Raw genomic sequence first — 11,694 nt, 5'->3', positions numbered from 1 at the left:
CGCTTTCCGTCAAGCTCTTATACGGATGGAGTTGCGTAGCTCCCGCAGCCGCTCCGCCGTCTCCGGCGTATCTCCCATACGCCGAAAGCCCGAGCGCAGCATGACCCACGCTATCCCCAGGATGAGTCCCACAAGCCCTCCTCCGACCGCGATCAACCCGCGATGCGGCCCCGATTTCTTGTCCGGCGTCGTTGCCGGGTCGACTACCTGAATCAGAGGCGATGACTTCGCTTCATCGATGCGTGCCGCTTCGTACTGTCTCAGCAGCAGAGTGTAGAGCGCACTGTGGTACGTGACCTCGCGCAGCTTTCGCGAATACTCGAGCGTCGCCTCGGCAACCCGTCCCGATGGCACCGAGATGTCTCCTGGAGACTGCGATTTCTGGCTATTCTCCAATGTCGCCAGGTGGTCCTTCATGGAAGCGATCTCCTGAGAGAGTCTCCGCACATCCGGATTTTGATCGGCGGCGAAGGTCTTCACCGACTGCAATTCGACTTCGCGATCCATGATCTCCGCACGGAGTTGGGCAATACTGCGAATGATCACTTCCGCCTGACTCGACACCTGAATGAGACCCGTCTTCTCCGCTGTTACCTTGAGATCGTTCTCCGCTGTCTCGAGCGCGGCCTTCTCCTTGACCAACTCCTGGTCGAAGAACATCCTCCGCTGCGCTGCTTCCGTAATGGCCAGTGTCGAGTTCAGTCTGTGAAGTTCGGTAACGTAGCCATTGGCAAGATCGCTTGCGCGATGTGCATCACGGTCGGTGACGGTGATGGAGATCAGTCCATTCTTTTCCGCCTTGAAGACTGCATGGCCCTTCAGCGCCGCACGGGTATCCGCAAGTGTCTGCGTGTGATAGATCGAGCGCAGATTGAAGCGGTCGATCAATCGATCCGCAATCACATTGCTCTCCAGAATGCCGACGTAGAGGTCGCCCGGATTCTTGAACAGGCTTGCGGCGCCTCCGCCGGAGAATCCGGCAAGCGCGCCAAGTTGTCCACTTAGCGCCGCGGCCGAGGATTGTTGCTGCGCCGGGGGCAAGATCATGGCCTGGCCGGTGAACGTCGGCTTAAGCAGGAAGGCTACCAGGCAACTTGCTAAAAAGAAGACGAATGCCGTCAGCAGAATCACCCGCCAGCTCCGAGCCAACAGCAGCAAAGCATCCAACAGGTCAACGTTGCGTGGACTGGTCGTGATCGGCTCAGCTCCGGCTAGTAACTCCGAGCGTTCAAAATTTCCAGTACCCAGTGTCATATCCACTTCCCATCGTATCCCAGTCGATCGCTACAGCCTTCGCTTCCGTTGCCCTGGATCATACTCACTGAGGCACCTGCTCGGCCTTTGCATCCACCCGGCGTGCGGCCAGGGATGCCGCTTTTATCGCGGCAAAGATTTCCATCATGCGGGCCGCCCAGCTGTCCCAGTTCAACCTCGTCTCATACTCGTTGCGCGAGGAGATGCACAGTTCGCGGTAACGCCCCGGGCGATCCAGAACTTCGCGGATGCGCGCCGCATACTCTGCCGAGCTCGCGTCCGCCGGCAGGAGCAATCCATTGACTCCATCTTTGACCACACTCGAGATGCCGCCGGTGTCGCGGGTCACGGACGGCAGGCCGCAGGCCGAAGCCTCCCCAAACACAAACCCCCACGCCTCTGCCTCAGAAGGCACGATCAGAAACGTCGAGGTCAGCAAGAGACTCCGAAGTTCCAGTGCTTCCGCCGGATTGTCTTTGCGCAGGAAGGGAAGCACCCGCATCGCCGGATGACCGACACCTGCCGGAGGCTTGCAACCGCAGATCAGCAGCTCCGCCTTGACGCCGCTCGCAAGCAGCATCTTCAAGGTTTCAAGCGCTAGTGGGCCACCCTTCCTCTCCCAGCTCACACCGAGCAGAAGCAGCCGGCAAACACTCACATCCCGTTGTGCCAGGGCCTCGTCTCGCGTCGGAGGATCTTCCAGATTGGCGCCGTACGAGACCACGTGAAGGCGCGAAGCGTCGTATCCGTAGTCAGCTTGGAAAGATTTCGCGACCCAATCGGAAGGGGCAACGATTGCCGTTGCCCGTGTCGTTGCTTTTTTCTCGATCGTCGCTCCCTCGCGGTCAGTGAACGGCAGCAGGTTCGAGAATGAGTTGTAGTAAGACTTTCCCGAAGCAAATGTCATGTCCGTCAGGTAGACAATCGGCAGATTTGTCTTAAGATAGGCGATCTCGGTCGAAGCAAGCGGCGCATAGACAATGTCGTAGTCGCCATGTTTCAGGCGCCGGGCAAACTCCCGTCCAAAGGCCCGGGAAGCCAGCAGATTGTGATGCCAGTCATACGTCCGGCCCAACAACTTCGCAGCTCCATGGAGGTACCGTGCCGCCTTGAGCCATCGTGACGAGACCGGGCCAAGCTGTGTTACCTCCGCCCCCTGTCTCTCCAACGCGCGAATCATGAAATGGCTGGCTCCCGAAAGCACTCGGACGTTTCGCGTATCCAGGTAATTTACTACGGCCACTTTCATTACTGCTCGCATGATCCTCTTTCGAATATACGAATCGGAGGGATAGATTCACTCCGCAGTCCGTCCCGGTCCCGATGAGGTGTCCGGCTTATCGATGTCGTGCTTGCCCGATCGGTCAATCCATTGTTTCCATGGCTTCGCTCAACTCTTCGACCTGGCAAGTCCATACTCTCGATCCCGCAAAGACGCATGATATTGCCGGTAGTTCAGCATGTAGACCAATACAAAGAAGAATTGTTCGGGATTGGAGTAGCCTCCGCCGCGGAGCAGCTTTTGGAAGAAACACGTCAGAATGGCGCTGCTGATGTCGGCGTGGCCGCTCTCACCCTTGACGCGGAAATGAATGATAAACCAGAGGATACCAAGAAAACCCAGGATGCCCAACTCGGAGAGCGAGCGCAGGGTGAGGGAGGCGGCGTCGCGGGTGTTGAAGCCGGCATCCCAGCCGGCTGCCTCGACAAGGTCTTCGCCCGGCACATCTTTGACGAATCGGTCACTGGAGATTACGTGGGAACCCAACCCGTTGCCGAGGATGGGGTGCTCGGCAAGCACGCGACCAGTCACATACATATTCGAAACGAGGGCATATGTGCTTACGTTGGTAGCGGATACGTCATTGTTGGAGAGCGCTCCAAATGTATCGTCCACTCGCAGGCGAACATCGGGAGAGACGAGGTAAATCCCCACCATCAGAACGGCAACGAGTCCAGTCGCCATAACAATTCCGGTAAAGCGTTTGCCGAAGAGAAGCAGCAAACCGACGGCGAGAGCAGAATATCCGATGGAAGAGCTTGAGCAAGCGACCGCCAGCGCCATCCAGAGAGTCTCCTTCCGGCATTTGCCGAAGCGAAGCCACTGGCTGGCATACCAGTAGAGGGCAGGCATGGTCAGAAGGCAGAAGGCGGCGGGTTCACTCGCCATTCCCTGAAGCCGCACCAGGTGATGATCGTAGATGTATTGCACCGGCCATATCAGGATGCCGATCAAGGCAAACAGATAGGCAGCCTTGATATAGGTCGTCCAGGCACGATTGACGAGATTGCCTTCGGCATGAAAGAAGTTGGCGAAGTAGAACACGCTGAGGCTAATCGCCCCAAGTTGTTTGAAGGTCTCTCCCAGAGAATCCGTACCCCGGACCGTCCCGACGATACCGGTGGCGAGCAGATAGACAAGAAACCCTGGCAGCCAACGAGGCAACACAACCGGCGGCTGAAGGGCCCAGATCAGCATGAGGTTGCTCAGCATCACCAGGTAAAAAAGAAAAATAGTGGCACCGGCATGCCAGACCAGGACGGCGCTGAAGATACCCCAGACCGTGGAGAAATGGATGTACCGTTCGACCGAGAGGGGACCGGACGCTGATTGATCCCGCATGGCTGCTGTCGACATGATCCCCGTTCTACCTAAGACTTCGCGGCCCGTTCCGTAGCGCTACACCTTCGGACTCAGCCGGCAGCTTAAACATTAGCATTCGAATGTAAATGATGAGCCGTCGGATCAGTGCCGCCCTCTGCATGACTCCATTCGATATCTCTCCCTGACAGCTTAGGGGAGTGACCCTACACTCCTTATCAAGTTAGGGGAGTGTGTGACGACTCAGGCTCAATTGCTTCCGGGTTTCTCCCGGCCCTCTTCCGGCGATTTTAAAGGAAATTTTTAGCCCCATTTAGATGGCTAGTGCAACAGGCCGTAGAAGCTGAGGATTGGGGACGCGGATCCGAAGGTCCAACGTCTTTTATGATTTCTACCTCATATTGTAAATCCTACACATCCACTTTTGTGGACGCGGGAACACGTCAACACGATGGCGGCCACGGGATGACGTGCGAGACTTGAACGCTCAGTGGAGACAAGTTTGATAACACTTTCTACACCGAAGGCGATAGATGCAAGCTCACCCAATGCGCACTTACATATTGCTCAACAGGGACTTCCCACTACTTTGCTTGACCACATGCAGGCGTGCTTCACCCACCAGCTCGCGAAGATGTGGCAGGTCGCCATTATCCGTTAGCAGATAGTACCGCTCGTCCGACTCCCATCTGCGGACGAACCCTGCGTCATCGATGAAGACCTGCGGTGCCTGCGGCGCATACGACCCATATTCCAGGTTGGCGCTTCTACCATTCAGTAATAGGGCTTTGCGATCGGTATAAAAGAAGACCGATGAGAAGGCATAATACGCATCCGCCTCAATCAGGGTGCCCGGCGGACTCTCCAGCAACGCAGTCGCCAGTTGATACGACCCCATATACGGATCGAATCGCACCAGCGCCAGCCGCGCCGCCTGAAAGAAGATCACCATGCCCGCGACCATCATGGCAACCATCAGACCTACCCGCCGCCGTGCAACCGCCACTCCCACGGCGACAATTGCAAACGCTGCAACCGCCAACGCAAGTGGCAGCTTCAGGTAAGCGAACGCCCCGAGCGTGAGATCCAGCATGTGTCCCAGCGAAAGCGTGTACATCTCTGGATGCTGTGCCAGCGCATCGGCAAGTTCACCATTCGCCGGCAGCTTCGCCGCCATGAAAAGCACCGTTCCGAGCACAATTGCCAGCGAGCCGAAGATCGCAACAGTAAACCAGCGCCCTGCGCGAACCCACCAGCCCTCTGCAATCCCCGCCCCCGCCAGCAGAGCCAGCGCAGGGTAAATGGGCATGGAGTAGTACTCCTGCGTGGTCGAGAAGGTGAAGAACACCATCACCACGCCGATCCAGCACAGCAGCATCAGCCGCAGCCGTCCCGGCCTGGATCCACGGTTGTAACTCAGCTTCACTGCGCCTGGCAGAAATGCTGACCACGGGAATAGCCACGCCAGATTCAGCACCCAGAACAGTGCCCGTGGCACGGTGTTGTAGTCCCGCGGATACCGCAGGTTCAGAAATCGCAGCAGATGTTCATTGAAGAAGTAGAACCAGAAGAACCCGTGATATTCACCCGGGCCGCTGTGCATGGAGAAGGCAAAGTATGGCGGATTGCGAAGCGCTGCCAGCACATGCCAAGGAGCGGCAACCACCATCATCACCAGCAGTGTCAGCCATGGCTGCAGCCTTTTCCATGCCTCGCCGGACCACAACTGCCGCGTCACTGCCATATACAGCAGGCCGGCGCCCAGCGGAAATACGAGGGCAATCAGCCCCTTCAACAGCAGGCCGCATCCCAGGGCGAACCCCATCAGTATTGCCCACGCGCGCGGGTTCGCTTCCTCCGGCTCCAGCAGCCGCATCCAGGCCCATAGTGTCACCGCGATCGTCAGCGTCAGTACTGCATCCGGGATCTGGATCCGGGTGAACAGATACAACCCGACCGATGTGGCCAGCGCCACGCCTGAGAAGACGCCCGCCTGCTCGCCCATTGCCCAGCGACCGAACCGGTACGTCACCCAGCACAGCAGCACTACAGAAAGCGCCAGCGGAATGCGTGCGGCCCAGTCATGGACGCCGAATACCCGGAATGATCCCGCCATCATCCAGTAGATGAGCGGTGATTTCTCCAGGTATGCCACTCCATCCAGCCTGGCCGTTACCCAGTCGCCGGACTCCAGCATGGTGCGAGCAATCTGCGCCTGAACTGCGTCTACATCGTCCATCAGTCGCGGTGGACTGATTACGTTTCCACAGAACACGAGACAGGCTGCCAGGACGACGAGGAGTCCTCCACGACCGGCTCTTCCTCCACGGACGGAACCGGTACGTGTGCCGTCGGCAGTTCCACGTTCCACCGCTTCATCCAGATCGTTAGCGTCAGCAGACCCCAAAGGTGATACCCCCAATTCGCCTTCCGCTCCTGGTGCTGGTCCATCAGCGTTCGCACCATCGGCCAGTTGAATACGCCGGACCCACGCAGCCACGTCTCCGTCAGTGTGTCCTCCAGCAACGGTCGCAACACTCCGCGGAACCACGCGTGAATCGGAATATCGAGCCCCACTTTCGATCGCTGCAGGACCGATTGCGGCAGCGCGTCGTGCATCAGGACTCGAAGAATCCGTTTCGTCTCCAGCCCGTTCAATTTCCACTTCATCGGGAGCCGGTTCGCAAACTGCACAATCCGGTCATCCAGGAAAGGCGGCCGTACCTCCACCGAATGCGCCATGCTCATCCGGTCCACCTTATACAACAGCGCGTCCTGTAATGAGTATCGCTGATCGAAATCCAGGAACCGTTCCATCGCGTTTCGGCCCTGCATCGTGCCCAGCAGATCCGCCATCGGTCCCTTACGCGCATACCGGAACACCTGTTGCTTCTCAAGCTCCGTGAAGGTACCGTTCCAAAATACGTGTGCGGCTTCTGCTGAAAGCAGCGAGCCTTCCAGGAACCGCTTCAGTTTGTAGTCCAGGCCGATCTTTCGGTCGCTCGCGGGCATGCGTTGCGCTGCTGTCAGCGCTCCCTTCAATAAGGGCTTCGGCAGCCACGCGACAGCGTTCCGCAGCCGGTTCGCCTTATACGTTAGATAGCCGCCAAAGAGCTCGTCCGAGCCCTCACCGCTTAGGGCGACCGTAACCTGCTGTCGGCTCATTTTGGCCAGATACCAGACAGGAATCGCGCCGGCATCCGCACTTGGCTCATCCGAGTAGTAGCTCAAGTCCGCAATCGTGTCTGCCAGGTCAGCGTCTTCATTCAGGTCGAACTCGGTATGGTTCGTTCCATAATGCTCTGCCATTGCCCGCACATAATTGCTTTCATCGAACTCCCGCCCGCGGAAGGTCACCGAAAACGTCCGCAGAGGTTCGGAGCTGATCTGCGCGGCATAGTGCGTGATGGTCGAGGAGTCAAGACCGCCACTCAGCCATATCCCGGAAGGGACTTCGCTGTGCAGCTGCTCCTGTACGGCGCTCCTCAACAGTCCATCCAACTCCTCGCAAGCCTCGCCCAGATCCGCCGGGGCCGGCTGCTGGCGCTCCACTGGAAGATACGACCGCAGCTCTATGCCGCTTTCGCACCACTCAAGCACATGCCCCGCCGGCACCTTCTTAATGCCTTCAATCAGGGTGAATGGCCCGGGGACGTAGTTCAACGACAGATAGCAGTTCAACCCATGCAGGTCCAGGCGTCGTGGTACTTCAGGGTGCGCAAAAATCGCCTTCAGCTCCGAACCGAAGAAAATCTCTCCATCCTGGCACCGGTAGTACAAGGGCTTCACTCCCGCCCGGTCCCGCGCCAGCGTCAGTCTGCGTTCGCGCTCATTCCAAATTCCGACGGCGAACATTCCGCGGAAACGTGCAAAGCACTCCAGCCCCCACTCCAGGAACGCATTCAGTACCACCTCGGTATCGCAGTGCGTTCGGAAGGCCCACCCTCGGCGCTCCAGATCCTCGCGAATCTCTCCGTGGTTGTATACCTCGCCGTTGAAGACGATCGTGCATTGGTGCTCGGCATTGTGCATCGGCTGGTTGCCGTGCTCCACATCCACAATGCGCAGCCGTGTCGCTCCCACGGACGCGTGCCTCGTCACAAACCCCTGCTGGCTGTCCGGTCCGCGATGTGTCAGGCTTCTTAGGCCCCGCGCGAGCACACCTTCTGGCAGTGGCCTGCGAACATGAGAGTATCCAACGATTCCACACATCAGTAGGCAGGCCCCTGCGACTCCAGCCCGCCGTGCACGACAGTTTCGGCCGACCCTTTCATCAAGAAGGGGTAAGGTCACTCAATGCACAGACCCACAACTGGACCGCGTGTAAAGTTGTCTGTCATTATGCCTGACCGCCACAACTTTTTGCTCGAAAAAAGTTTTCGACCGAAACTTTTCCGGGAAAAGGACGTCTAAAGCCTGTCCCTATACTGATAAGAACATTAACCGCCATCAACGCCGCAGATGCAGCGGCGGTCTTCGCCGGTTCTGAATCTTGAACGTTCTCATAAAGTATTTCAGTGAAAGCTTGGATTTCTTCCCATACCTATCGAAAGATAGTCAGCCGGCTTGCCGGAATGGGAAGGGAAGCACCCGCTTGCACCTAAATGGCGTGCAGGGTCGCATTTTAACGGCTTCGCGAGATACGTCTTCTACTCTTCAGCTAAGCTTTTGAGGCGTATCAACTCCGCCAGATTTTGCCAGGAAGAAGATCCATGATGCTGAAGTTCAGAGTTCGTGTTTTCGCCGAGGTACTGCTTGCTGCCTCTCTGGGAAGCGCCGTCGCGCAGACGAATGACCTTAAGTTTTTGAATGACAACCGCTCGATGCTGGATGCTCATAACTGCTATCCCTACGAGGGCCAATGGCAGGACCGCGTGAGCCGTGCCCTGAACTCGGGTTTCCCGGTATCCATCGAACAGGACCTGGCGTGGTACTCCGATCCGGCGACAGGCAAAGGGCGCGTCGTCGTCTCGCACACTCCGAAGACAACCGGAACGGAGCCGACGCTTAAGGCTTATTTCTTCGAACAGGTAAAGCCCGTTGTCGAGAAGATCCTCAAAGAAAATAAGCAGAGTGAATGGCCTCTCATCGTGCTGCACTTCGACTTCAAGGACAACCAGCCGGCGTTGCATGAGGCGGTATGGCACCTCCTCGGCGAGTACGAGCCGTGGCTGTCGACGGCGGTAAAGACCACGGATCCGCATCAGCTCTCGCCCATTCAGAAGAAGCCGATTCTCGTCATTACGGAAGACAACGATGCGCAGGAGAAAGCCTTCTTCGATCGCGTTCCGGTGGGTGGGAAGCTGCGGATCTTCGGCTCGGCACATAGCGCTCCCCATCCTGAGAATCTTTCCCGTGCGGAGCTAGCCCATTGGGAAGCGACCACTTCACCCGCGAACCTACTGACCGAAACTCCAACGAACTATCGCCGCTGGTGGAATAACTCCTGGGCTGTAGTCGAGGAGGGAGGGCAGGCGAACGCGGGTGAGTGGACGGCACAGGATGACAAGCGGCTGCGCGAAGTTGTGGATGCTTCTCACAGCAAGGGCTTTTGGATCCGCTTTTACACGCTCGATGGCTTTGACCCACAGAAGAGCCAGGGATGGGGTGCCAGCTACAACTTCGGGTCTCGCGAGGCCGTTCTTCCACGCTGGAAGGCTGCTATCAGTGCAGGCGTGAACTTCGTGGCAACCGATCAGTATGAAGATTTCGCCACAATGGTTCCGCAGATAGAGAAGTCATTGCGGCCGGGACCGTCCCGCTAAGCCGTCCTCAGATGCCTGGCATGCAATAGAAGGGAGGAGGGCTCCGAAATGAAAGCAGAGAATAACCATCGTGCATTTCGCCAGCGTGCTTACGGCATGAAGAAGCACGATGCGACGCATCTTCACTACGATCTTAGGCTGGAATGGAATGGGGTGTTATTGAGCTGGGCTCTGCGAGAGGGACCTAGCACGCAGTCGGGCGTGCTTCGAGAAGCGGTTGAGATGGACGATCACCGCCTGGCGTACCTGCAGTTTGAAGGTCTTCATCGAACAGGAACAATTATGCTCTGGGATCAGGGAAGCTGGGTGCCATATCCGGAATGTGACGATGTCGGAGCCAGCGTGCGCAAGGGAATTTTGCGATTCGCTCTGTACGGAGAAAGGCTGCAGGGCGACTGGACCCTTACCAAAACGAATATCGTAGGAAGCGATTCGCGTTCACTCTGGACGCTTTGTAAGCACGCCGATGAGTTTGCCGAAAGCTGGGCAGGCAGGTGCATCCTGAAGGAGCAACCGAACAGTATTACCGGCAGAACGATGGAAGAGATCAAGCAGGAATGGACGCACCCGAGGAAGAGGCAGGAACGGCAAGCAAAACTCTTCGACTAGTCGTTGGAATGCAGTTCTGTAAGGAACCCTGCGACATAGTCATCTGGCCGTCATTTCGTAGCTCCCAGACTCTCAACAAGCGAAAATTGCCGAGCTCACCCATCCAGATTGCGACTTGAGAATCTGCGCCGTTGACTGTGCGAGATTGATGCTAGTGCTCACGAGCGTGAGACCGGGCCAATATCCCGGAGGGACATTGGCCACCCGCGCACATAGCCAATCTCGAAGAGGCTAGTCGTCCAGGCTGCCCATGCTCAGATTGACGGTTGTTCCAGTCAATCCACTTGCCTTGTCGGAGGTTTTGCTACCTCGTCAAGCGTCATGACACGTTTGGGATGGGTCATGTGCATATTTACATGCGCTGCCGCAATCGACTATCTTCTGCACTGCAGCCTATCCAAAGGAGGCGGCTATGACGAGAAAATATATCGATTGCAGAGAGTTCCCGAATGAGGCGAACTGCACGTTGGCAATTTCAGGTACCGAAGAAGAGTTGCTCAACGCAGCCGTAATGCACGCTATAAGCGTCCATGGCCACATGGACTCACCGGAATTGCGGGAGCAGCTTCGCGGATTACTGAAAGACATGCCGGAGATGCGGGTTGCGGCCTAGGGCGTGTCATTCAACTCCTGCCGTCAGCGTTGCGAGCGCAAATTAGTTCTTTGGCATGCTTTTAACTCGTTCACGATTCCGGACGAGCCCATCAGCGGACAGGATACGAACTCGATTTCCTCGTCTCGAGGTGTGTGTCTTTCTTAACCAACGCAAACGAACTCTGAGTCTTCACTCGCTGCACGATTTCATCGGCCTGGAGGAACACGAAAACTTCAGCTACGAGGTGCTATTTGGATACAAGGGCGCATCGCGAACAAGCTGGAGGAGGTAACAATGGTTGCTGATCCACGTGAGATGTCATCGACTCACTCACACGCAAGGGCAGAGCTTTGCCAACATTTGATGGTGGAGGCGGCGGGAGTCGAACCCGCGAAATCTACAATTTTTCTGTAAGTTATTGATTGTAAAAGCCGCTAAAATCGCTCAAATTGCCCAAAAAGCGGTTCGGCGGTACAAATCTGCCACAGGCTTTTTCCCTGCAAAACCTCCTCAACAACCTCTCTCAAGGACTTGCTGCGCGCGGCGGGAGGTTCAATGGAGATGTGACACTCCTCAGCAGATTTACGAGCGTCGCCGCATCCGAAAAGTACCTGAACGCGGCTTCATCCACCAGCCCCAGCGACGACCAACACCTACCACCGGAAGAAATCGGCATAAGCCACATGAAGTGCCAGTCTAGAGCACGGACCCTTACGGGTATGTCATGCGCACTCTGGACGGAGACAGCGTGCCATCCGTCGCAGATTCGTTGTCCAGAAAAGCTGAACCCCCTATGAAAGGGGGTACCTGAACGAAGGTCTATCGAGCGCACGTTCACGCGCTCTGCTTTTGCGGCCGCGGAAACACGA

Annotated in this window: 8 protein-coding genes; 3 read left to right on the top strand and 5 right to left on the bottom strand. The window is 57.0% G+C overall.

Going from position 1 to position 11,694, the window contains the following annotated elements:
* Positions 1–9 precede the first annotated feature (9 nt).
* From AB4Y89_RS19275 to asnB, 5 genes are all read right to left on the bottom strand, one after another.
* Positions 10–1,254: a GumC family protein gene (locus tag AB4Y89_RS19275; protein WP_442302568.1), complete on the bottom strand. Its 1,245-nt coding sequence runs from the start codon at positions 1,252–1,254 to the stop codon at positions 10–12.
* 64 nt (positions 1,255–1,318) lie between these two features.
* Entirely contained in the window at positions 1,319–2,515 is a 1,197-nt protein-coding gene (locus AB4Y89_RS19270; protein WP_442302567.1) for a glycosyltransferase family 4 protein, read from the bottom strand.
* Positions 2,516–2,644: 129 nt separating this feature from the next.
* A complete protein-coding gene (locus tag AB4Y89_RS19265; RefSeq protein WP_442302566.1) occupies positions 2,645–3,892 on the bottom strand; it encodes a hypothetical protein in 1,248 nt (415 codons plus the stop codon).
* A 520-nt stretch (positions 3,893–4,412) separates the two neighbouring features.
* On the bottom strand, positions 4,413–6,095 hold the full coding sequence (locus tag AB4Y89_RS19260; RefSeq protein ID WP_442302565.1) for an ArnT family glycosyltransferase: 1,683 nt from the start codon (positions 6,093–6,095) through the stop codon (positions 4,413–4,415).
* 17 nt (positions 6,096–6,112) lie between these two features.
* Positions 6,113–8,068, bottom strand: coding sequence for an asparagine synthase (glutamine-hydrolyzing) (gene asnB, locus AB4Y89_RS19255; protein ID WP_442302564.1), 1,956 nt, complete (start codon positions 8,066–8,068; stop codon positions 6,113–6,115).
* A 500-nt stretch (positions 8,069–8,568) separates the two neighbouring features.
* On the opposite strand from asnB, the gene AB4Y89_RS19250 reads away from it, so the two are divergent.
* The 3 genes from AB4Y89_RS19250 (at position 8,569) to AB4Y89_RS19240 (ending at position 10,843) form a co-directional block, all read left to right on the top strand.
* Positions 8,569–9,621 carry a hypothetical protein gene (locus AB4Y89_RS19250; RefSeq protein WP_442302563.1) on the top strand — a complete coding sequence of 351 codons (1,053 nt, stop codon included), beginning with the start codon at positions 8,569–8,571 and terminating at the stop codon, positions 9,619–9,621.
* A gap of 48 nt (positions 9,622–9,669) precedes the next feature.
* Complete coding sequence (locus AB4Y89_RS19245; RefSeq protein WP_442302562.1) at positions 9,670–10,230, top strand: DNA polymerase ligase N-terminal domain-containing protein; 561 nt, start codon at positions 9,670–9,672, stop codon at positions 10,228–10,230.
* Positions 10,231–10,642: 412 nt separating this feature from the next.
* Positions 10,643–10,843, top strand: coding sequence for a DUF1059 domain-containing protein (locus tag AB4Y89_RS19240; RefSeq protein ID WP_442302561.1), 201 nt, complete (start codon positions 10,643–10,645; stop codon positions 10,841–10,843).
* The last annotated feature ends 851 nt before the right edge of the window (positions 10,844–11,694 follow it).

The organism is Terriglobus sp. 2YAB30_2 (assembly GCF_052114765.1).
Taxonomy (GTDB): Bacteria; Acidobacteriota; Terriglobia; order Terriglobales; family Acidobacteriaceae; genus Terriglobus.
Note: the sequence above shows the minus strand (reverse complement) of the source record. Positions and strands in the feature narration are given on the sequence as shown.